Source organism: Pseudomonas trivialis (assembly GCF_036864995.1).
Lineage (GTDB): Bacteria > Pseudomonadota > Gammaproteobacteria > Pseudomonadales > Pseudomonadaceae > Aquipseudomonas > Aquipseudomonas trivialis.
Genome location: NZ_CP142151.1, coordinates 4,248,704 through 4,269,472, shown reverse-complemented (window position 1 = coordinate 4,269,472; position 20,769 = coordinate 4,248,704). Strand labels below are relative to the sequence as shown.

The 20,769-nt window shown below is 59.8% G+C and carries 22 protein-coding genes and 1 pseudogene; 18 read left to right on the top strand and 5 right to left on the bottom strand.

Features of this window, described 5'->3' with window-relative positions; genetic code table 11:
• Positions 1–68: 68 nt before the first annotated feature.
• A pseudogene (argJ, locus tag VRB54_RS18755) lies at positions 69–1,287 on the top strand (bifunctional glutamate N-acetyltransferase/amino-acid acetyltransferase ArgJ).
• A 62-nt stretch (positions 1,288–1,349) separates the two neighbouring features.
• Positions 1,350–2,294, top strand: a complete 945-nt coding sequence (locus VRB54_RS18750; protein ID WP_338478339.1) for a Nudix family hydrolase — start codon at positions 1,350–1,352, stop codon at positions 2,292–2,294.
• A gap of 125 nt (positions 2,295–2,419) precedes the next feature.
• Here VRB54_RS18750 and VRB54_RS18745 read toward each other — a convergent pair whose 3' ends face one another.
• Genes VRB54_RS18745 through VRB54_RS18735 form a run of 3 tightly spaced genes read right to left on the bottom strand, consistent with a single transcriptional unit; the run spans position 2,420 to position 6,001 of the window.
• Entirely contained in the window at positions 2,420–2,998 is a 579-nt protein-coding gene (locus VRB54_RS18745; protein WP_338478338.1) for a cob(I)yrinic acid a,c-diamide adenosyltransferase, read from the bottom strand.
• A gap of 2 nt (positions 2,999–3,000) precedes the next feature.
• The gene (locus tag VRB54_RS18740) at positions 3,001–5,037 is read right to left on the bottom strand and encodes a sensor histidine kinase (protein WP_338478337.1); all 2,037 of its coding nucleotides are present in this window, start codon (positions 5,035–5,037) and stop codon (positions 3,001–3,003) included.
• A 46-nt stretch (positions 5,038–5,083) separates the two neighbouring features.
• Positions 5,084–6,001 carry a putative 2-dehydropantoate 2-reductase gene (locus VRB54_RS18735; protein WP_338478336.1) on the bottom strand — a complete coding sequence of 306 codons (918 nt, stop codon included), beginning with the start codon at positions 5,999–6,001 and terminating at the stop codon, positions 5,084–5,086.
• 123 nt (positions 6,002–6,124) lie between these two features.
• Here VRB54_RS18735 and VRB54_RS18730 point away from each other — a divergent pair, with 123 nt between their 5' ends.
• Positions 6,125–6,610 (top strand): YajQ family cyclic di-GMP-binding protein, encoded by a 486-nt coding sequence (locus VRB54_RS18730; RefSeq protein ID WP_076949757.1) that lies wholly within the window; start codon positions 6,125–6,127, stop codon positions 6,608–6,610.
• A gap of 19 nt (positions 6,611–6,629) precedes the next feature.
• On the top strand, positions 6,630–7,472 hold the full coding sequence (locus VRB54_RS18725; protein ID WP_338478335.1) for a mechanosensitive ion channel family protein: 843 nt from the start codon (positions 6,630–6,632) through the stop codon (positions 7,470–7,472).
• Between the two features lie 200 nt (positions 7,473–7,672).
• Here the strand turns inward: VRB54_RS18725 and VRB54_RS18720 are convergent, their stop codons facing one another.
• Positions 7,673–8,968, bottom strand: a complete 1,296-nt coding sequence (locus VRB54_RS18720; RefSeq protein WP_209984255.1) for an OprD family porin — start codon at positions 8,966–8,968, stop codon at positions 7,673–7,675.
• 746 nt (positions 8,969–9,714) lie between these two features.
• Here VRB54_RS18720 and VRB54_RS18715 point away from each other — a divergent pair.
• Together VRB54_RS18715 and VRB54_RS18710 are read left to right on the top strand one after the other, a co-directional pair.
• Positions 9,715–10,140, top strand: coding sequence for an HIT domain-containing protein (locus tag VRB54_RS18715; protein WP_338478334.1), 426 nt, complete (start codon positions 9,715–9,717; stop codon positions 10,138–10,140).
• A gap of 3 nt (positions 10,141–10,143) precedes the next feature.
• On the top strand, positions 10,144–10,350 hold the full coding sequence (locus tag VRB54_RS18710; protein ID WP_338478333.1) for a SlyX family protein: 207 nt from the start codon (positions 10,144–10,146) through the stop codon (positions 10,348–10,350).
• A 71-nt stretch (positions 10,351–10,421) separates the two neighbouring features.
• Here the strand turns inward: VRB54_RS18710 and VRB54_RS18705 are convergent, their stop codons facing one another.
• Positions 10,422–11,024 carry a cold-shock protein gene (locus VRB54_RS18705; RefSeq protein ID WP_338478332.1) on the bottom strand — a complete coding sequence of 201 codons (603 nt, stop codon included), beginning with the start codon at positions 11,022–11,024 and terminating at the stop codon, positions 10,422–10,424.
• Positions 11,025–11,350: 326 nt separating this feature from the next.
• Between VRB54_RS18705 and VRB54_RS18700 the strand changes: the two genes are divergently transcribed.
• The 12 genes from VRB54_RS18700 (at position 11,351) to tolA (ending at position 20,769) form a co-directional block, all read left to right on the top strand.
• A complete protein-coding gene (locus tag VRB54_RS18700) occupies positions 11,351–11,824 on the top strand; it encodes a Dps family protein (protein ID WP_003193874.1) in 474 nt (157 codons plus the stop codon).
• Between the two features lie 180 nt (positions 11,825–12,004).
• Complete coding sequence (locus tag VRB54_RS18695; RefSeq protein WP_209984248.1) at positions 12,005–12,346, top strand: ribbon-helix-helix domain-containing protein; 342 nt, start codon at positions 12,005–12,007, stop codon at positions 12,344–12,346.
• A 170-nt stretch (positions 12,347–12,516) separates the two neighbouring features.
• Positions 12,517–12,738, top strand: a complete 222-nt coding sequence (locus VRB54_RS18690) for an FmdB family zinc ribbon protein (protein ID WP_003237677.1) — start codon at positions 12,517–12,519, stop codon at positions 12,736–12,738.
• A 107-nt stretch (positions 12,739–12,845) separates the two neighbouring features.
• A complete protein-coding gene (aspS, locus tag VRB54_RS18685) occupies positions 12,846–14,621 on the top strand; it encodes an aspartate--tRNA ligase (protein WP_209984245.1) in 1,776 nt (591 codons plus the stop codon).
• A 135-nt stretch (positions 14,622–14,756) separates the two neighbouring features.
• On the top strand, positions 14,757–15,503 hold the full coding sequence (locus tag VRB54_RS18680; protein ID WP_231423798.1) for a YebC/PmpR family DNA-binding transcriptional regulator: 747 nt from the start codon (positions 14,757–14,759) through the stop codon (positions 15,501–15,503).
• 155 nt (positions 15,504–15,658) lie between these two features.
• Positions 15,659–16,183, top strand: a complete 525-nt coding sequence (ruvC, locus tag VRB54_RS18675) for a crossover junction endodeoxyribonuclease RuvC (protein WP_003237683.1) — start codon at positions 15,659–15,661, stop codon at positions 16,181–16,183.
• A 63-nt stretch (positions 16,184–16,246) separates the two neighbouring features.
• Positions 16,247–16,858, top strand: coding sequence for a Holliday junction branch migration protein RuvA (ruvA, locus tag VRB54_RS18670; protein ID WP_003175802.1), 612 nt, complete (start codon positions 16,247–16,249; stop codon positions 16,856–16,858).
• The gene (ruvB, locus tag VRB54_RS18665; RefSeq protein ID WP_057007167.1) at positions 16,859–17,917 is read left to right on the top strand and encodes a Holliday junction branch migration DNA helicase RuvB; all 1,059 of its coding nucleotides are present in this window, start codon (positions 16,859–16,861) and stop codon (positions 17,915–17,917) included.
• A 150-nt stretch (positions 17,918–18,067) separates the two neighbouring features.
• Positions 18,068–18,523, top strand: a complete 456-nt coding sequence (gene ybgC / locus VRB54_RS18660; RefSeq protein ID WP_338478331.1) for a tol-pal system-associated acyl-CoA thioesterase — start codon at positions 18,068–18,070, stop codon at positions 18,521–18,523.
• A gap of 1 nt (position 18,524) precedes the next feature.
• Positions 18,525–19,220 carry a protein TolQ gene (gene tolQ / locus VRB54_RS18655; RefSeq protein ID WP_003237690.1) on the top strand — a complete coding sequence of 232 codons (696 nt, stop codon included), beginning with the start codon at positions 18,525–18,527 and terminating at the stop codon, positions 19,218–19,220.
• A gap of 23 nt (positions 19,221–19,243) precedes the next feature.
• Positions 19,244–19,696, top strand: coding sequence for a protein TolR (tolR, locus tag VRB54_RS18650; protein WP_162276129.1), 453 nt, complete (start codon positions 19,244–19,246; stop codon positions 19,694–19,696).
• Positions 19,696–20,769, top strand: coding sequence for a cell envelope integrity protein TolA (gene tolA, locus VRB54_RS18645; protein WP_003237694.1), 1,074 nt, complete (start codon positions 19,696–19,698; stop codon positions 20,767–20,769). The genes tolR and tolA overlap by 1 nt, the downstream gene beginning before the upstream one ends.

Sequence of the window (20,769 nt, the reverse complement as noted above, 5' to 3'; positions counted from 1 at the left end):
CGTTTTGCAATTAATCTCACCGTCAATCAAGACGGCACAGACATCATCTATTGTTGAGGAGCGCATTCATGGCTGTTGGTCTTGGTCCTTTGCCCACATTGCACCCGGTTGCCGGCTTTGAGCTCGGTATCGCTTCGGCCGGCATCAAGCGGCCGGGTCGCAAGGATGTGGTAGTGATGCGCTGTGCCGAGGGTTCGACCGTCGCTGGCGTGTTTACCCTCAATGCGTTTTGTGCCGCGCCGGTGATTTTGGCCAAGCAGCGCGTAGCCGGCCCGATTCGTTACCTGCTGACCAACACCGGCAATGCCAACGCCGGTACCGGCGAGCCAGAGCCTGGTCGCCGCTGCGCGCACCTGTGCAAAACTTGCGCAATTGACCGGCGTGGATGCCAGCCAGGTGCTGCCGTACTCCACCGGTGTGATCGGCGAGCCGCTGCCGGTCGAGAAAATCGAAGGGGCGCTTCAAGCCGCGCTGGATGATTTGTCTGTGGACAACTGGGCGGCAGCGGCCACCGGCATCATGACCACCGACACCTTGCCCAAGGGCGCGAGCCGTCAGTTCGTGCATGACGGCGTGACCGTCACCGTCACCGGCATTAGCAAGGGCGCGGGCATGATCCGCCCGAACATGGCCACCATGCTCGGCTACATCGCCACCGACGCCAAAGTGTCGCGCAACGTTCTGCACAGCCTGATCCTGGACGGCGCCAACAAGTCGTTCAACCGCATCACCATCGATGGCGATACCTCGACCAACGACTGCTGCATGCTGATTGCCACCGGCCAGGCCAACCTGCCGGAAATCACCGACGCCAGCGGCCCGCTGTTCGCGGCACTGAAACAGGCGGTGTTTGAAGTGTGCATGGACGTGGCCCAGGCCATCGTGCGTGACGGCGAAGGCGCGACCAAGTTCGTCACCGTTGAGGTCAATGGCGGCGGCAACCATCAGGAATGCCTGGACGTGGGCTATACCGTGGCCCATTCGCCGTTGATCAAAACCGCACTGTTCGCCTCCGATCCGAACTGGGGCCGCATCCTCGCTGCCGTCGGCCGCGCCGGCGTGCCGGAGCTGGACGTGAGCAAGATCGACGTGTTCCTCGGTGACGTGTGCATTGCCAGCCGTGGCGCGCGGGCCGAAACTTACACTGAAGCCCAGGGTTCTGCAGTGATGCAGCAGGAAGAAATCACCATCCGCATCGAGCTGGGCCGCGGTGATTGCAGCGAAACCATCTGGACCACTGATCTGTCCCACGAGTACGTGAAGATCAACGCGGAATATCGCACCTGACAATGACCCTCCCCCTTTGAGCGTTCGCGCCTGCAGGGGTTACCACACGAGGAAGCAGTGGCGTGAAACGAGTACATGTAGCAGCAGCGGTGATCCGCAGCGTCGACGGCAGGATTCTGCTGGCGCGCCGTGCCGACACCCAGCACCAGGGCGGTTTGTGGGAGTTTCCCGGCGGCAAGGTGGAGGCTGACGAGTCGGTTTCCACTGCGCTGTCCCGCGAACTGCAGGAAGAGTTGGGCATTCAGGTCACGACGGCGCGTCCGTTGATCAAGGTGCAGCACGACTACCCGGACAAGCAGGTGTTGCTGGATGTCTGGGAAGTCTCGTCGTTCACCGGCGAACCTCACGGCGTCGAAGGGCAGCCTCTGGTGTGGGTGGCCCCTCGGGATCTGCTCAACTATGCGTTTCCCGCAGCCAACACGCCGATTGTCGCGGCTGCGCGCCTGCCTGCCGACTACCTGATCACCCCCGGTGAGCTGGAAACCCCGACGCTGTTGCGTGGCATCCAGCAGGCTGTCGCCTCCGGCACCAAGCTGATTCAACTACGCGCGCCCAATGGTTACGACCCGAAATACCGCGACCTGGCGGTGGATGCGGTGGGATTGTGCGCTGGCAAAGCGCAGTTGATGCTCAAGGGACCGTTCGAATGGCTGGGGGATTTTCCAGCGGCGGGTTGGCACATGACCTCGGCGCAACTGCGCAAATACGCGAGCAAGGGCCGGCCGTTGCCGAAGGACCGCTGGTTGGCTGCGTCCTGCCATAACGCCGAGGAACTGGCGCTGGCCGAATTGATGGATGTGGATTTTGTCACGTTGTCGCCTGTGCAACCGACCCAGACCCATCCGGATGCGCAGCCGTTGGGCTGGGAACAGGCGTCGCAGTTGATTGCCGGTTTCAGCAAGCCGGTGTTTCTGCTGGGCGGGGTAGGGCCTGCCGAGCGGGAGCGGGCCTGGGAGGCAGGGGCTCAGGGTGTGGCGGGTATCAGGGCGTTCTGGCCGCAGGGTTGAGGGTGTTCTGAAGGGGCTCATCGGCAACAAGCCCCCTCCCAGATTTGACCCGGTTCCAACGCTGGAATGCGGTCACCTGTGGGAGGGGGCTTGTCCCCGATGAGGCCAGACAAGGCACTGCATAATCAGTGCGGCTTGGCCGCCGCCTGCCACAGCACCTCCGCCACTCCCTGGCGCCTTGCAATCACCCGCGCCGCCACAAACAGCAGATCCGACAACCGGTTGATATACGCAAGCCCGACCCCCTCCAGCGGTTCCACCGCGTTCAGGTGCTGACACCGACGCTCCGCGCTGCGCGCCAGGCTGCGGCATACGTGTGCCTGGGCAATCAAGGCTGAGCCTCCGGGCAGGATGAAGTTTTCCAGTGGCCCGACTTCTTCGTTCCAGCGATCAATCGCCGCTTCCAGCCGGTCCACCTCGGCCGCATTCAACGCTTTGTACACCGGCATGGCCAGCTCACCGCCGAGGTCGAACAAGCGATGCTGGCAAGGCGTCAGCACTTCAATCACGTCCCTGAGTTCAGGGTGCTTGCCGCTCTGCTCTTCAAGATTGGCCAGCAACAGGCCCAACTGGCTATTGAGTGTATCGACTTCACCAATGGCCTCCACCCGCGGGTGGTCCTTGGGTACGCGGCGGCCGTCGCCGAGGCCTGTTTCGCCCTGATCGCCAGTACGGGTGTAGATCTTCGACAGGCGAAAGCCCATGGTCATTGCTCCAGTTGGGTAAGTGCAGTGGGGGACAATTGGCTGCCGGTCAAAGGCAGGCGCAAGGTAAAGCAGGTGCCCTGGCCCAGGGTGGAATGCACCTCCATCTGGCCCTTGTGGTTGTTGGTGATGATGAAATACGACACCGACAGCCCAAGCCCGGTGCCCTGGCCGATTTCCTTGGTGGTGAAGAACGGCTCGAAGGTGCGCTTGCGCACGCTTTCGCTCATGCCAATGCCGTTATCTTCCACCTGGATTTCGGCCCATGGCGGATTGAGGCGAGTGCGCAGGATGATCCGTCCGGGCTCGCTGTCGTCCTCGCGCAGATGGATGGCCTGGGCGGCATTTTTCAACAGGTTGAGCAGCACTTGTTCCAGTTCGTTGGCGGTGCCGGGCACCGGGCCCAACTGCGGGTCGAATTGGCGAATGATCGCCTGCCCCTTGAAGTCGAAGCCAATGGTCAGGTCAAAATCATTGCCGGCGATTTCCACGGCTTGATCGATCAGCGCGGGCAAGTCGCAGGGTGCCATTTGCCGGTTGCTGCGGCGGCTGAAGCTGAGCATATGGGTAACGATCTTCGCCGCCCGCGCCCCGGCTTGCTGGATGCCGTCAAGCAGTTGCGGCACTTCGCGGCCTTCGAGGTAGCGGTTGACCGTGGCCAGCTCGATGCCGGCCTGTTCGGCGTATTCCAGGTTTTTCGGCAAATCGGCCGACAGTCGACGGCGGATGTTCTGCACGTTGTGCAGGATTGCGCCCAGCGGGTTGTTGATCTCGTGGGCCATGCCGGCCGCGAGCCCCCCGACGGACAGCATTTTTTCCGACTGCACCATCATTTCTTCCAGAGACAGGCGCTGGGTGATGTCGTCGATGCGGATCACCACACCGCGCCCCGCGCCGCCCGTCAGCGGGTAAAAGGTCAGGGCGTAATGCTTGGGCTCGTCATCCTTGATCCAGGTGACGCGCTCGATGCGTTCCACCACATGCTGCTCGATCGTGGCCTTGATCTGCGGCAGAAACGGCTTGAGCGGCTGGAACGCGAGGAAGATCGGCTGGTTCAGCGCTTCATCCAGGCGTGTACCGGAAAGCGCGCTGGCCTCCTGGTTCCATTGGGTGACATACAGCTGCTCATCCAGCGCAATCAGCGCCGAGGGCATCGAGTCGATAATGCTGTTGAGATAGTTCTGGAAACCGGTGAGTTTTTTCTCGATCTTGCTGCGAACCTGCACTTCCAGTTCGAGCTTGCGGTTGGTGTGGCGCGTTTCTTCGGCCAGACCTTGCGCCTGGTCATAGGCCGCCTGGGAGTCGTCCCGGGCGCGCTTAAGCTGTTGCTCGCGCGCTTCAATGCGCGACAGCATGGTGTTGAAGGCTTCCGCCAGGCTGCCGATTTCGTCGTGGTTGCCGCGCCCGGCGCGCAGGGCGTAGTTCTCTTCGCGTGTCACCTGGCGCGACAGTTCTTCCAGCTCGTAGATGGGCCGGGTGATCAGCCGCTTGATCTGGCGGGCAATCACCAGCCACAACAGTACACTGAAAATCAGGATGCCAAGGCTGGCGGTGAGGGTGCCGGTGTAGAACGCCACAGGCAGCTCGCTGCTGGCCACCAGCAGCAAATGCCCGGATGCCTGGCCGGGACGGGGCAGGGTGATAACCTGGTTGCTGCGAAACTCGGTGACGCGCCACGCCTCGATATGCCGATAGGTGTCCGGCAAGTGCAGGCGGTCGCCGTGCTGCATCTGCGCCAGGCGATTACCTTCGCCGTCGTACAGCGCGGCGGCGCGCAGTGGCGAATAACTGGTCAATTCGTTGAGCAGGGCATCGGCCTTGGCCGGCGATTCGAGGGCTTCGGCGGCAAGGGCCGGGTTGGACACCAGCCGGCCAATGGCCTGTAACGCCTGCGGTGCCATGCTTTCCTGGGAAATCCAGTAGGCGGCGCTGATAAAGGTGAGGTTGGCCACCAGCAGTACGGTGGTCAGCAGCACCAGCAGCGCGGCCAGCAGTTTCTGGCCGACCGGAAGGTTTTCAAGACGCTGGCGCAGGGGCATCAGGGTGTTCGCTGTTTAGAGACAGGCAGGCAGGGTAGCGCGTGCCTCAGTCGCTGGGCAATCCGCGCGCAACCAACTGCTCGACCAGACGTGCCTGCATGGCGTGCAGATGGGGCACGGGCAACTGATGGCGAGCGGCGGCCTGGCAGGCGTAACCCAGCAGGTAGCTGATTTCGGTACGGCGCAGGTTGGCCACGTCCTGATACATGGAGGAAAAATTGGCGGCGGTGGCCTGGATCACCCGTTGCACTTCATCGTGAAGATCCTGCGCGGCCGCCGGCTGGCCACAGCATTGGAGCAGTGCGGCCAATTCGGCGCACAGCGTCGCGACTTCACACGGGTGCGCCTGCAGGCCGCCGTTGCGGCATTGATAAAGCACGGTCAACGGGTTGATTGCGCAGTTGAGCGCCAGCTTGCGCCATAGACGCGTGAGAATATCGATGCTCCATTCATGGGGGATGCCGGCGGCGTGCAGCTCATCCAGCCATGGCGGCGCCATCGGGCGGGACGCGTCCCCCAGCCAGGTGTAGCCATGCCCGGCGAACACCACGCGCCACTCGCCGTCGCGAAACGCGCCCTCGGTGCTGGACGCAAATACACAGTGGGCGTGGGGCTGCTCGGCGGCGACCGCGTCCTGACTGCCCAGACCGTTCTGCAGCAGGATCAGCTCGGCGTGCGGCGCAAGGCGGTGCTGCAATTGTGCGATAGCGCTTTGTGCGTCGTAGGCTTTGCACGCCACCAGCAGGCGGTGAATCGGCTCTGGGCTGTCGGGCGTTTCGGCGCTCACCGGATAAGTCTGTGCAACACCGTGCTCGACCAGCGTCAGCCCTGGTCCCGCCTGATAACTGGCCAGCCGCTCTGTATTGCGCAGAATCAACCGCACCGGTACGCCGGCACGCGCCAGGCGCGTGGCCCAGAGGGTGCCAAGGCTGCCGGCGCCGAGAATGTGCCAGGTGGTCGACATCGGTTTGTGCTCCGTTGGGTCGCCTGCGATGAACAGGACGAAAGAATCGCTATAATGCCCCGGCATTTTAGCTCGGGCGCGCTCCATCTTTACTGAGCCTGCCCCTTATATTGGAGAAATGACATGCCTTCGTTCGACGTGGTATCCGAACTGGACAAACACGAAGTCACCAACGCCGTCGAGAACGCCGTCAAGGAACTGGACCGCCGCTATGACCTGAAAGGCAAGGGCAGCTTCGAGTTCAAGGAAAAGGAATTGACCGTCAACCTGACCGCTGAAGCCGATTTCCAGCTGGAAGCGATGATCGAGATCCTCAAGCTGTCGCTGGTCAAACGCAAGATCGACGCACAGTGCCTTGAAATCAAGGACGCCTACGCCTCCGGCAAGCTGATGAAACAGGAAGCCGTACTCAAGGAAGGCATCGACAAGGAGCTGGCGAAGAAAATCGTCGCCCACATCAAGGATGCCAAGCTCAAGGTGCAGGCCGCCATTCAGGGTGAGCAGGTGCGGATCACCGGCAAGAAACGTGACGACCTGCAAGAGGCCATTGCGGCCCTGCGCGCCAAGACGTTCGACATGCCGCTGCAATTCAATAACTTCCGCGACTGATTGCAAGAGGAGAAGATAGATGGATTTGAACGCTGAAATGGATCACTTGATCAAGACCTCGCAGTCCTGGATCCCGATGATCATGGAATACGGCAGCCGAGTGTTGCTGGCCGTGATTACCCTGGCCATCGGCTGGTGGCTGATCAATGTCTTTACCAATCGCGTCGGGCGTTTGCTGGCCCTGCGTAAAGCGGACCTGGCGCTGCAGCACTTCATCACCAGCCTTGCGAACATTGCATTGAAAGTGATGCTGGTGGTCAGCGTGGCTTCGATGATCGGCGTGGCGACCACCTCGTTCGTCGCTGCGATCGGTGCCGCAACCCTTGCCATTGGCCTGGCCTTGCAGGGCAGCCTGGCCAACTTTGCCGGTGGTGTGCTGATTCTGCTGTTCCGTCCGTTTCGCATCGGCGACTGGATCGAAGCTCAGGGCACCTCCGGCACGGTCGACAGCATCCAGATCTTCCACACCGTGCTGCGCACCGGCGACAACAAGACCGTGATCGTGCCCAATGGCATTCTGTCCAACGGCATCATTACCAACACCAACCGCCAGCCGACCCGCAAGGTGGTGTTTGACGTGGGTGTGGACTACGAGGTCGACCTGCAGAAAGCCCGTGAAGTGCTGTTGGAGCTGGCAAAGGATCCGCGTGTGTTGGCTGATCCTGCACCGGCGGCGGTGGTTTCGACGCTGGGTGACAGTTCCATCACGGTTTCACTGCGCTGCTGGACCAACACGCCGGATTATTGGGACGTGGTGTTCATGTTCAATGAACTGGCGCGCGACCGTCTGAAAGGGGCGGGGATTGATATTCCGTTTCCACAGCGAGTTATTCGTGTCATGCAGGAAGCGCCCGCGAAGTAACAGGGAAGTGTTGCGTTTAACTTGGCCGACAGGTCAGGTTAAATGCGAAGATTGAATATAACCCGTGAACATAGTTACTTAGCTTGCTAGTTAGTTTTGCTGAAACAGTATTGCAATAAAAAAGCCGCTCTCCTGAAACAGGGGAGCGGCTTTTTGTTTAAGGCCCAAGCCTTAAACCATCGCTGTAATTAAGCGGCTAATTACAGAATGTTCAACGGGTATTGCGCGATCAGACGCAGTTCGTCGAGCGATGGCGAACCATAAACGTTATCAGAGGAGCGATAGGTCGCTTGACGTAGACGCAGGCTCAGGTTTTTGGCTGGACCATTCTGAACTACGTATTTGGCTTCGATATCGCGTTCCCACTCCTTACCGTTGTTGGTGAGGTTGGTGTTGGCGCCACTACCTGTTACGTAGCGTGTCATGAAGCTCAGGCCTGGGATGCCAAAGGTCGCCATGTTGAGGTCGTAGCGAGCCTGGAAGGAACGTTCGTCTTCAGCGTTGAAGTCGGAACGGGCAATGGAGTTGGCCAGGAAAATTGTGCCGCCGCCGTCTACGCCGTAGCCATATTGGCCGTCGCCGCTGACTTTCTGCGCTGCCAGGGTGAAGGTGTGAGCGCCAATGGTGTACGCGCCTTGCAAGCTGAACGCGCGGTTGTCGAGCTTGGTGGTGCCGTCTTTGTCAGCACGTACCAGGCCTGCGCCTTCGCTCTTGGTGTCGTAGATGTTGAAGTCAACGGCCACGGACTGGTCATCGCTGAGCGCATGGGTCCAGTTAACGTTGGCGTAGAGCTTGCGCCAGTAGTCTTCCACTTTAGAGTAGTAGAGGCTGGTGGTGACTTCAGGCGTCCAGGAGTACACGCCGCCGACGAAGTTGGCGTCGCGCAGGCCGCGGCTCGAGCCAGGCTCGGCGCTGGAGATACTGTCCTTGTAGGTCTGGTCCTGGGCAACGATCGAGGTGAAGTGACCGGCTTCCAGCTTCAGGTCCTTGATTTCGTTGCTGGTGATGGAGATGCCTTGCGGCAGTTCCGGCAGCAGACGACTGTCATCGGAGGCGAATACAGGCGCGGTGGTGTATTGATCGCCCACTTTGAGCACGGTGTTGGAAATGCGGAATTTAACCGCAGCGCCGGCTTTGGAGAACTCATCCTGCGCACGGCCATCGGAGCCGTTAGGGAACATGCCGGTGTTGGCGCGGCCCTTGCCGCTGTCGAGCTTCAGACCCATCAAGCCAATCACGTCTACACCAACACCGACGGTGCCTTGGGTGTAACCCGAGCTGAACAGGCCGTGGAAGCCCAGGCCGGTTTCTTCACGACGGCTTTGGCCGGTATCGTTGTTACGGAAATCACGGCTGAAATACAGCGTACGCGTCAGGATGCTGGCTGTACTGTCTTCAATAAAGCCCTTGGAATCGTCCTGGGCGGACGCCATTGCGAACTGCGAGGTGCCTGCTGAAACAGCGAGGGCGATCATGCTCCACTTCATCACGCGCATCGTGATTTGCTCCTTTGGTTTTAGGAAGAGTACTGCCGTCCCACCTGTATTTTTATCTGGGCGGCTCTTTCTTTTTTGTGTCGGCGCAAAGTTATATCACGCAGACCCTATTGACGATACTTACCCAACTTTCCTTTCAGCTTCTTTACGAGGCTGTCGTAAATCGCTAGCTCCCTGTCGCAAATTCACAGCCCAACTGTAACCGGGCTGACAACTTCAATACTGTCTTCCTTCAAACCGGTTTCAAAGTTTGAACGCTTCCTTGATGCGCATTGAATCGCTGCTGTTCTTATCGCGAAACACCTGCATCCACGGGTGCCGTTGCCGACGATAGGAGGAAGCTTGCAACAAGCGTGCACAAACCGGTAATCGAATGTCATTTTTTCGTGAAAAACGTGAAAAGCCTGTAAACGCTGCATAAAGACGGGCTTCCTGGGCGGTTTGGCCTGTGCTGAATGCACACCGCTTGCCCGTGCCTTGCGTTACACGAAACCCGAGTCGTGGCAAAACGTTACCGGTTCACCCCAACGAGTGGGTACTCGGCGAATCGCTTTGAAGCACGGGCGGATCATTTTGGTGCGTCCTGTCCAGGCCCGCTCCTGCGTAGCGCCCACACGTGCTTGCCTCGAAAGGGTGCAGGTTTTTTACCTTCCTGCGCCGCCGCCTTCCTGCATTCGCCGTGAAGCCTTGCGCAATCGAAGGTATGCTGGGGCGCAAAACCTGACCTGTTCAATGGAGTACCCGCGGTGTTCGCACTGGATCAACGCCTGCAACAAGACACGCTGACCCTCGGGGATTTCCCGCTGTGCCGGCTGCTGCTGTCCAATGACTCGAATTATCCCTGGTTCATTCTGGTACCGCGTATCGACGGTATCAGTGAAGTGTTTCAGCTGGATGTCGCGGACCAGCAGGTGCTGTGGCAGGAAACCACAACCCTGGCGCAATTGCTGAACGAGGGCCTTGGCGCCGACAAGATGAACATTGGCGCATTGGGTAATGTCGTCAGCCAGCTGCATGTGCACGTCATCGTGCGCAAGCGTGATGACGCCGCCTGGCCCGCGCCGGTTTGGGGCAAGCATCCGGCCCGTCCCTACACGCCTGAACAAGTGACGGCCATTCGTGCGCAATTGCGTGGCCTGCTGCCTGCCGACTTCATCTTCACCCAGGACTGAATCATGGACCTGCAAGCCCGCGTCACCGACCTGGAAAGCCGCCTGGCCTTCCAGGACGACACCATCGAAACCCTCAACGATATCCTGGTCACCCAGCAGCGCGCCGTCGAGCGCTTGCAACTGCAGATCGCTGCCCTGCTCAAGCGCCAGGAAGAAATGGGTGGCCAGTTCGAGTCATCCGAAGAAGAAGCGCCGCCGCCTCACTATTAATGGGCGTGCAATAAAAAACCGCGACCCGGTCAATGCCGGATCGCGGTTTTTTTGCTGCGAAGGTGTGTGAATCAGCGACGCGGCAGCGCGGCGATCACATCTTCGGCTTGCAGGCCTTTGTCGCGGTTCATTACCGAGAACTCCACACGCTGGCCTTCGACCAGAACGCGATGGCCTTCGCCGCGGATGGCCCGGAAGTGGACGAAGATATCATCGCCCGAATCGCGGGAAATAAAGCCGAAGCCCTTGGAGGTATTGAACCACTTGACGGTCCCGGTATCCCGGTTGGTCATGTCGTAATTTTGCGACGCAGCCGCTGGGGACGAACGGTAGAAGCTGATGGTCAGGTGAAGAACGATGGCGACCACAGCAATAACCAGGCTGAGCAGAATGGCCGGGTGACCGCCGACTTCAGGCATGGGTGCCAGGAGGGTGAGGGTTTGCACGACAACGGCCAGCACCAGCAGCGCGCTGACCAGGTTTTGCAGTTGATGACGCGTGCCTTTGTTCCAGTAAGGGATTACCGGTGCGAGCGTCAGGTTCAGCAGGCCGAACAAGGCCAGGTACAGAGCATCATGTTGTTGCAGGTAGGGCAGGCTTTCAGGCTGCAGGCTCGGGATAAAGGACAGCAGCAAAGCCGCAACGCCCGTTAGCAGGTGGACGATTTTCAACATTTTGATTAACTCACTTTAAGACGGATCACGAGGAAGAGCTGACTGGCACGGTTCGCTTCTGAACAATGGGAGGCGTTGGGCACGTGCGCGGGGATCAGCCTATGTGACGTGCCGCACAGATAAACGGCAGCCACACGGCGCCTATTTAACAGCAAAGGCTGTGGCTACTCAAATCAAGCATGGTGGGGGCTTGTGCGGAGCGCGGCATTTCTGCTTCAAACGCTTGTCCTAGAGGGATGCAGGCTTTTCGAGCGGCGTTCAGGCATTTCTTGCTAGAGTGGCCGTTCATTTGATCAATGAATACTCATCAATTGAAGGGGAAACACATGGCAATCGATATTGGTATCAGTGAAGAAGATCGTAAATCCATCGTCGACGGACTTTCACGGTTGCTGTCCGATACCTACGTACTGTATCTGAAGACCCACAATTTCCATTGGAACGTCACCGGCCCCATGTTTCGCACGCTGCACTTGATGTTTGAGGAGCAGTACAACGAGCTGGCGCTGGCGGTGGATTCCATTGCCGAGCGTATCCGTGCCCTGGGTTTCCCTGCGCCGGGTGCCTACTCGATATATGCCCGCCTGTCCTCGATCAAGGAAGAAGAGGGTGTGCCCAGCGCCGAAGAGATGATCAAGCAACTGGTGGCCGGCCAGGAAGCCGTCACGCGTACCGCTCGTGGCATCTTCCCGTTGCTCGACAAAGTCAGCGACGAGCCGACGGCAGACCTGTTGACCCAGCGCATGCAGGTGCACGAGAAAACGGCGTGGATGCTGCGCTCCCTGCTCGAAAATCAGTAAACGTCGTACACCGGTGGCGCCGTGCTGGCGCCGCCTGCGTGTTTCCGCGCACTTCCTGGCGTTGTCCTACGCCCATCTACGCCCCGTCTTCTGGCTGCCTGCCGCGCCCTGCTGTTTTATAGAGCCACTGCCCAATGGAAAGTCCCATGGGCTGTTGTTTGGCAATGGAGTGTCAGGTGTATGTCACGTGGAGTCGGTAATGGAGTGATGGAAACCGCTGGTTTTCATAAGATAAAGGTCGACCCGTTTGCAAAAGGGTTCGATATGGGGCTGGCCAAGCCACTGTCCCGGTCTGTCAGGCTCAATGGGTTTTCCACCTGCCTGCGGCTCGAACAGATCTATTGGAATATCCTCACGGAAATTGCCAGGATCAATACCTGCTCGGTCAGTGCGCTGTTGTCCTATGTCGATCGGGAAGTGCATTTGCGCTACGGCGGCGTGAAGAACTTCAGTGGGCTGGTGAGGGTGGTGTGCGTGGTGCATGTATTGAACGGCTGCGTCACCCCCTCCTGCCCAGGTTAGTTCGTTGGTGCTTCGGGCCGACCTGCCACCCAGGTGGTCGGCCCTGGGCAGAAAGCCGGCTGCGCTGCCTCGATTTACCAGATATAATCCCGCGCTTTGCTGCGCATGCCGGGGCTTTATGCACAACGGCAGGGCGTGGCGCAGCAAGTTTTGATCGCCGAGACATCCCAATGCCCATGTACGACTATCAATGCGCTTCCTGTGGTCATCAATTGGAAGCCATTCAAAAGATCAGCGCCGCGCCGTTGGTCGATTGCCCAGCCTGTCAGGCGCCTGAATTGAAAAAAATGATGTCCATGCCAGGCTTCCGCCTCAGCGGCAACGGTTGGTACGAGACCGATTTCAAGACCGGCGCCAAGAAGAACCTGGCGGGCGGCGACAAGGCAGACTGAGTTGAACTCTACGCGCAGGCTCCTGCATTATCCGTCCCCTGCATAACTGTACGGTGACGAGGCGGGCCTCCACCGAATTTCGAATTACGAGAAGTGAAACCACGACCATGATGCGCAGCCACTATTGCGGCCAACTGAACGAGACCCTGGAAGGTCAGGAAATCACCCTTTGCGGATGGGTTCACCGTCGCCGCGACCACGGCGGGGTGATCTTCCTCGATATCCGTGATCGTGATGGTCTGGCCCAGGTGGTGTTCGACCCGGACCGCGCCGAGAGCTTCGCCGCCGCCGATCGCGTGCGCAGCGAATACGTGGTCAAGATTACCGGCAAGGTGCGCCTGCGCCCGGCCGGTGCCGTGAACAAGAACATGGCGTCCGGCGGCATCGAAGTGCTGGGCTATGAACTCGAAGTGCTGAACGAGTCGGAAACCCCGCCGTTCCCGCTGAATGAATACTCCGACGTGGGCGAAGAAACCCGCCTGCGCTATCGCTTCCTCGACCTGCGTCGCCCGGAAATGGCCGAGAAGCTGCGTCTGCGTTCGCGCATGACCACCAGCATCCGCCGCTTCCTCGACGAAAACGGCTTCCTCGACGTTGAAACGCCGATCCTCACCCGGGCCACCCCGGAAGGCGCGCGTGACTACCTGGTGCCAAGCCGTACCCACGCCGGTTCGTTCTTTGCCTTGCCGCAGTCGCCGCAGTTGTTCAAGCAATTGCTGATGGTGGCCGGCTTCGACCGTTACTACCAGATCGCCAAGTGCTTCCGTGACGAAGACCTGCGCGCCGACCGCCAGCCGGAATTCACCCAGATCGACATTGAGACCAGCTTCCTCAATGAAGAGGAGATCATGGGCCTCACCGAGCAGATGATCCGCAACCTGTTCAAGGAAGTGCTGGACCTGGAGTTCGGCGACTTCCCGCACATGACCTTCGAAGAAGCCATGCGCCGCTACGGTTCCGACAAGCCGGACCTGCGCAACCCGCTGGAACTGGTGGACGTGGCCGACCAGCTCAAAGAGGTCGACTTCAAGGTGTTCAGCGGCCCGGCCAACGACCCTAAATGCCGCATCGCCGCACTGCGTGTGCCTGGCGGCGCGAGCATGCCGCGCAAGCAGATCGACGACTACACCAAGTTCGTCGGCATCTACGGTGCCAAGGGCCTGGCTTACATCAAGGTCAACGAGCGCGCCAACGGCGTTGACGGCCTGCAGTCGCCGATCGTCAAGAATATTCCGCTGGACAACCTGAACGCGATCCTCGATCGCGTCGGTGCAGTTGACGGCGACATCGTGTTCTTCGGCGCCGACAAGGCCAAGATCGTCAGCGAAGCCTTGGGCGCACTGCGTATCAAGCTCGGTCACGACCTCAACCTGCTGACCTGCGAATGGGCTCCGATGTGGGTCGTTGACTTCCCGATGTTCGAAGAGAACGACGACGGCAGCTTCAGCGCCTTGCACCACCCGTTCACCGCGCCCAAGTGCTCCCCGGCAGAGCTGGAAGCCAACCCGGCAGGCGCCTTGTCCCGCGCCTACGACATGGTATTGAACGGCACCGAACTGGGTGGCGGTTCGATCCGTATCCACCGCAAGGAGATGCAGCAAGCGGTGTTCCGCCTGCTGGGCATCAACGAAGCGGAACAGGAAGAGAAGTTCGGCTTCCTGCTCGACGCCCTCAAGTACGGCGCGCCGCCCCACGGTGGCCTGGCCTTTGGTCTGGACCGCCTGGTCATGCTGATGACCGGCGCTCAGTCGATTCGTGAAGTGATCGCCTTCCCGAAAACCCAGAGCGCTGCTGACGTCATGACCCAGGCGCCGGGTGTGGTGGATGCCAAGGCACTGCGCGAACTGCACATTCGCCTGCGCGAGACGCCGAAGGCTGAGTAAGGCTGCAGCGTGAAAGCGCACTGAGGTTTACGCAGTTAAAAAAGGCGCATCTTCGGATGCGCCTTTGCGTTACAAGGTTGTATTGCGCCGCAAGCGTGATTGATAAGGTTTCTAGAGAATTTTTGGAGTTGTGTTATGGCTGGCCATTCCAAGTGGGCGAACATCAAGCACCGCAAAGAGCGTCAGGATGCCAAGAAAGGCAAGATTTTCACCAAGTGGATCCGTGAACTGACCGTTGCCGCCCGTCAGGGCGGCGGCGACCCGGGCTCCAACCCGCGCCTGCGCCTGGCGCTGGACAAGGCGCTGGGCGCCAACATGAGCCGCGACATCATCGACCGCGCCGTGGCCCGTGGTGCCGGCGCCGCCGACACCGACGACATGGTCGAACTGACCTACGAAGGCTACGGTCCGGGCGGCGTGGCGGTAATGGTCGAGTGCATGACCGACAACCGCAACCGTACCGCCGCTGCCGTGCGCCATGCGTTCAGCAAGTGCGGGGGCAACCTTGGTACCGACGGTTCGGTGGCCTACCTGTTCGAGCGCAAGGGCCAGATATCCTTCGCGCCGGGTGTGGATGAAGACGCGCTGATCGAAGCGGCGATGGAGGCCGATGCCGACGACGTGGTGACCAACGAAGACGGTTCCATCGACGTGTTCACCTCGTTCGCCAGCTTCTATGCCGTGCGCACTGCACTGGAAGCTGCCGGCTTCAAAGGCACCGACGCGGAAATCGTGATGCTGCCGACCACCAGCGCCGAGCTGGACCTGGACGGCGCACAAAAAGTGCTGAAGATGCTGGATATGCTCGAAGACCTGGATGATGTGCAGAACGTGTATTCCAACGCTGACATCCCTGAGTCCGTCGCCGAACAACTAGGCTGAAGGACGACGCAGTTCCAGATGTGGGAGGGGGCTTGCTCCCGATAGCGGTGGTTCAGTCGAGTAATAGATAACTGACTCACCGCCATCGGGAGCAAGCCCCTCCCACATTTGAACCTGGTGTATCAAAAAATGTGTTTATCCAACCCGCAGGCGCTATGACTTTAATCCTTGGTATCGACCCCGGTTCGCGCATCACCGGTTTTGGCGTGGTGCAACACACCCCGCGTGGCTGCGTCTATGTGGCCTCGGGCTGCATCCGCACCGGGGCGGGCGAGCTGGCTGAGCGTCTGCAAATTGTCTATCGCGGCGTGCGTGAAGTGATCCAGACCTATGGCCCGGTTACCATGGGCATCGAAAAAGTATTCATGGCCAAGAACGCTGACTCCGCGCTCAAGCTCGGCCAGGCCCGGGGTGCCGCCATTGTGGCGGGTGCCGAGGAGGGCATGGAGATCGCCGAATACACTGCGACCCAGGTCAAGCAGGCCGTGGTCGGCACCGGTGGGGCGAATAAAGAGCAGGTGCAGATGATGGTCATGCATATGCTCAAACTCACCGCCAAACCGCAGATCGACGCCTCCGACGCCCTGGCCATTGCCATTTGCCATGCGCACACCCGATCCAGTCTGCTGCCCCACGGGCTTGGCACGGCACGTAGTCGTGGCGGGCGCCTGCGTCTCTGATAGCATCAGCGTTATTTCCGGTCAGGCGTCGATCTGGCCCTATGCTTTTTAAGGATCCGAACCGTGATTGGACGCCTGCGCGGCACCCTGGCTGAGAAACAGCCGCCGCACCTGATTCTGGATGTAAACGGGCTTGGGTATGAGCTTGAAGTGCCCATGACCACCTTGTACCGCCTACCGTCGGTCGGTGAGCCGATTACTTTACACACTCACTTGGTGGTGCGCGAAGACGCGCAATTGCTCTATGGTTTCATCGGCAAGCGCGACCGCGATTTTTTCCGCGAACTGATTCGTTTGAATGGCGTAGGACCGAAACTGGCGCTGGCATTGATGTCGAGCCTGGAAGTGGATGAGCTGGTGCGTGCGGTGTCGGCTCAGGACACCTCGGCGCTGACCAAGGTGCCGGGGGTGGGCAAGAAGACCGCCGAGCGCCTGCTGGTGGAACTCAAGGACCGCTTCAAGGCCTGGGAAGTGGTACCGAGCATGTTCGCGCTGGTGCCGAACCAGCCGGACATGCCGGCGGGGCAGGTCGCCAGCGCCGAAAGCGATGCGGTCAGTGCGCTGATTTCCCTGGGCTACAAGCCGCAGGAGGCCAGCAAGGCGGTATCGGCCATCAAGGACAAGAACCTGAGCAGCGAAGACATGATCCGCCGAGCCCTGAAGGGAATGATTTAAGTGATTGAAGCTGATCGTCTGATTGCGGCCACCGGCCCGCGCGACCGTGAAGAAGTCCAGGACCGCGCCATCCGCCCGCTGAGTCTGGCCGACTACATCGGCCAGCCCACCGTGCGCGAGCAGATGGAGCTGTTCATCCAGGCCGCGCGCGGGCGCAGCGAGTCTCTGGACCACACCCTGATCTTCGGTCCGCCGGGGTTGGGTAAAACCACCCTTGCCATGATCATCGCCAATGAAATGGGCGTGTCGATCAAGTCCACCTCGGGCCCGGTGCTTGAGCGTCCCGGCGACCTCGCGGCGCTGCTGACCAACCTTGAACCGCATGACGTGCTGTTTATCGACGAAATTCATCGGTTGTCGCCGATTGTCGAGGAAGTGCTGTACCCGGCCATGGAAGACTTCCAGCTCGACATCATGATCGGCGAGGGGCCGGCTGCCCGTTCGATCAAGCTCGACCTGCCGCCCTTTACCCTGGTGGGGGCGACCACCCGTGCCGGCATGCTGACCAACCCGTTGCGCGACCGTTTCGGTATCGTTCAGCGTCTGGAGTTCTACAGCACGGCGGACCTGGCGACCATTGTCATACGTTCGGCCGGTATTCTCGGCCTGCCGCTGGACCCTGAAGGTGCCTTTGAAATTGCCCGCCGGGCTCGCGGTACGCCGCGTATCGCCAACCGCCTGCTGCGCCGCGTGCGCGACTTTGCCGAGGTGCGCGCCAAGGGGCATATCACCAAGGCCGTGGCGGACCTTGCGCTGAACCTGCTGGATGTGGACGAGCATGGCTTCGATCACCAGGATCGACGCCTGCTGCTGACCATGATCGAGAAATTCGACGGTGGCCCGGTAGGGGTCGACAGCCTTGCCGCCGCCATCAGCGAAGAGCGCCATACCATCGAGGATGTGCTGGAGCCGTACCTGATCCAGCAGGGCTACATCATGCGCACGCCGAGGGGGCGAGTGGTGACGCGCCATGCTTATTTGCACTTCGGGTTAAATATTCCGTCACGATTGGGCGAGATGCCTGTGGTAGACGAATTCCTCGATGCAGTGGACGATTAAAAGCTTGCGCCGCACGATTTATCTGAGGTTTGTGCTGTCCCAGTGTCTGGCGTCGTCATTCAGTCGTTGTAAATATTCTTCAGGATGAAGAACGGGAATGAAAAAACAGTGGCGGGCCGGATTGGCAACCTGAGGAGTAAGCACTAGAGTATGCGCGCGCAAAACGGGGATCAGTCGTTCGTACATCGCTGTCGCGTTTATTACGAGGACACCGATGCCGGCGGCATCGTGTATTACGTCAATTACCTCAAGTTCATGGAACGGGCTCGAACCGAGCGGCTAAGGGAGCTGGGCTTTGCCCAATCCACGCTGGCAGGGGAGGACCTGTTATTCGTCGTGCATTCCAGCGAGGCGCGTTACCACTCACCTGCGCGCCTGGACGACGAGTTGCTGGTCAGCGCTGAAGTAATCGAATTGAACCGTGTCAGCCTGCGTTTCAAACAGCAGGTCAGGCGGGCAACGGATGCAACGCTGCTCTGTGAGGGGCAGTTTCTGGTGGCATGTGTGCGCACCAATAGTTTGAAACCTCGGGCCATTCCCGAAACTCTACGTGCGGCCTTTGCCGCCGTGAGCGGCGCGGGTAAACAATCAGAGCAGGAGATTTAGCGTGGAACCTACCGTCGTCGACCATTCCTCCATGTGGAGCCTGGTCAGCAATGCCAGTGTTGTGGTTCAACTGGTCATGCTGACCCTGGTAGCCGCATCGGTTACCTCTTGGGTCATGATTTTCCAGCGCAGCAATATGCTGCGTGCCGGTCGACGTGCCCTGGAGAGCTTCGAGGAGCGCTTCTGGTCGGGTATCGACCTGTCCAAGCTGTACCGCCAGGCCGGCAGTAACCCGGACCCGGATTCGGGTGTGGAGCAGATCTTCCGTGCCGGTTTCAAGGAATTCTCCCGTCTGCGTCAGCAGCCCGGCGTGGACCCCGAAGCCGTCATGGAAGGCGTGGCCCGTGCCATGCGCGTCGCCATTTCCCGTGAAGAAGAGAAGCTTGAGCAAAGCTTGCCGTTCCTGGCCACTGTGGGTTCCGTCAGCCCGTACATCGGCCTGTTCGGCACCGTGTGGGGCATCATGAACTCGTTCCGCGGCCTGGCCCAGGCGCAGCAGGCGACCCTGGCCACCGTGGCCCCGGGTATCGCCGAAGCGCTGATCGCCACCGCAATCGGCCTGTTCGCGGCGATCCCGGCAGTCATCGCCTACAACCGTTTTGCTGCCACCAGCGAAACGCTGATCGGCCGTTACTACACCTTCGCCGATGAATTCCAGGCGATCCTGCACCGTAAAGTGCACACCAGCGAAGAATAAGCAGGTAATTCCCAATGGCTTTAATCGCTCGAGCGCGCAAAAAGCGCAAGCCGGTCGCCGAGATGAACGTAGTGCCCTACATCGACGTGATGCTGGTGCTGCTGGTGATTTTCATGGTGACCGCGCCGATGCTCAACCAGGGCGTGAAGGTTGATCTGCCCAAGGTTTCCAGTGAAGCCTTGCCGCAGGACAACAACACGCAGGTGCTGACCATTTCGATCAAGTCCGACAAGACCTATTACTGGAACCTTGGCAGCGAAGTCGACACCCAGAAACAGCAGGACAAGGCTCTGACCCTGCCGGCGATGACCGATGCGGTGACCAAGATCATTCGCTCCGGCAACGAAGGCGGCAAGCACACCCAGGTCTTCATCCGCGGCGACAAGTCGGTCGACTACGGCTCCGTCATGGGCGCCATGGGCGGGCTGCAGAAGGCCGGCGTCGGTAACGTTGGCCTGATCACCGAGGCGCCCTGATGCAGCAACAGCGAGAGCCGTCCGCCTCGGAAAGCTTCTTCTGGCCTGGCGTGTGGGCGATAGCCCTGCATGTGCTGGTGTTCGGCATGCTGTTCGTCAGTTTTGCCATGACCCCGGACCTGCCGCCGGCCAAGCCGATCGTGCAGGCGACCCTGTATCAACTGAAATCGAAAAGTCAGGCCACCACCCAGACCAATCAGAAGATTGCGGGTGAGGCCCAGAAGTCGGCCGCGCGCCAGACCGAAGTCGAGCAGATGGAACAGAAGAAGGTCGAGCAGGAAGCGGTGAAGGCGGCTGCGGAACAAAAGAAAGAAGAGGCGGCTCAAAAGGCCGAGGAATCGAAAAAGGCTGACGAAGCGAAGAAAGCCGACGAGGCCAAAAAGGCTGATGAAGCCAAGAAAGCCGACAAAGCTGCCGAAGCTAAAAAAGCTGAAGAGAAACAATTGGCTGATATAGCCAAGAAGAAATCTGAAGAAGAAGCGAAAAAAGCTGCTGAAGAAGAGGCCAAGAAAAAGGCCGCTGAAGAAGCCAAGAAAAAGATTGTCGAAGACGCGAAGAAGAAAGCCGCCGAAGACGCCAAGAAAAAAGCTGAAGCAGACGAGGCGAAGAAGAAAGTCGCCGACGACGCGAAGAAGAAAGCTGCCGCCGACGCCACCAAGAAGAAGGCCCAGGAAGCAGCGCGCAAATCCGCCGAAGAGAAAAAGGCTCAGGCCCTGGCAGATTTGCTCTCCGACACGCCGCAGCGTCAGCAAGCCTTGGCCGATGAGCGTGGCGATGAAGTAGCGGGCAGTTTCGACGACCTGATTCGGGCACGGGCAGCAGAAGGCTGGACACGTCCACCTTCGGCACGTAAAGGCATGACAGTAGTGCTGCAGATCGGCATGTTGCCGGACGGTACGGTGACTTCGGTCAGCGTGGCCAAGTCCAGTGGTGACGGTTCGTTCGACAGTTCGGCGGTTGCCGCGGTCAAGAACATTGGCCGGTTGACCGAGATGCAGGGAATGAAACCAAGCGACTTCGCTCCCTATCGTTCATTCAAGATGACATTCACACCTGAGGATCTAGCCTTGTGA

Bases quoted from the DNA above. Each gene is read 5' to 3' on its own strand.
- aspS (WP_209984245.1), top strand. From the start codon at position 12,846: ATGATGCGCAGCCACTATTGCGGCCAACTGAACGAGACCCTGGAAGGT.
- VRB54_RS18745 (WP_338478338.1), bottom strand. From the start codon at position 2,998: ATGGGCTTTCGCCTGTCGAAGATCTACACCCGTACTGGCGATCAGGGC.
- VRB54_RS18720 (WP_209984255.1), bottom strand. From the start codon at position 8,968: ATGCGCGTGATGAAGTGGAGCATGATCGCCCTCGCTGTTTCAGCAGGC.
- VRB54_RS18725 (WP_338478335.1), top strand. From the start codon at position 6,630: ATGGATTTGAACGCTGAAATGGATCACTTGATCAAGACCTCGCAGTCC.
- VRB54_RS18690 (WP_003237677.1), top strand. From the start codon at position 12,517: ATGCCCATGTACGACTATCAATGCGCTTCCTGTGGTCATCAATTGGAA.
- VRB54_RS18735 (WP_338478336.1), bottom strand. From the start codon at position 6,001: ATGTCGACCACCTGGCACATTCTCGGCGCCGGCAGCCTTGGCACCCTC.
- VRB54_RS18680 (WP_231423798.1), top strand. From the start codon at position 14,757: ATGGCTGGCCATTCCAAGTGGGCGAACATCAAGCACCGCAAAGAGCGT.
- VRB54_RS18705 (WP_338478332.1), bottom strand. From the start codon at position 11,024: ATGTTGAAAATCGTCCACCTGCTAACGGGCGTTGCGGCTTTGCTGCTG.
- ybgC (WP_338478331.1), top strand. From the start codon at position 18,068: ATGCGCGCGCAAAACGGGGATCAGTCGTTCGTACATCGCTGTCGCGTT.
- VRB54_RS18730 (WP_076949757.1), top strand. From the start codon at position 6,125: ATGCCTTCGTTCGACGTGGTATCCGAACTGGACAAACACGAAGTCACC.
- tolA (WP_003237694.1), top strand. From the start codon at position 19,696: ATGCAGCAACAGCGAGAGCCGTCCGCCTCGGAAAGCTTCTTCTGGCCT.
- VRB54_RS18695 (WP_209984248.1), top strand. From the start codon at position 12,005: ATGTCACGTGGAGTCGGTAATGGAGTGATGGAAACCGCTGGTTTTCAT.
- VRB54_RS18740 (WP_338478337.1), bottom strand. From the start codon at position 5,037: ATGCCCCTGCGCCAGCGTCTTGAAAACCTTCCGGTCGGCCAGAAACTG.
- VRB54_RS18710 (WP_338478333.1), top strand. From the start codon at position 10,144: ATGGACCTGCAAGCCCGCGTCACCGACCTGGAAAGCCGCCTGGCCTTC.
- VRB54_RS18700 (WP_003193874.1), top strand. From the start codon at position 11,351: ATGGCAATCGATATTGGTATCAGTGAAGAAGATCGTAAATCCATCGTC.
- ruvC (WP_003237683.1), top strand. From the start codon at position 15,659: ATGACTTTAATCCTTGGTATCGACCCCGGTTCGCGCATCACCGGTTTT.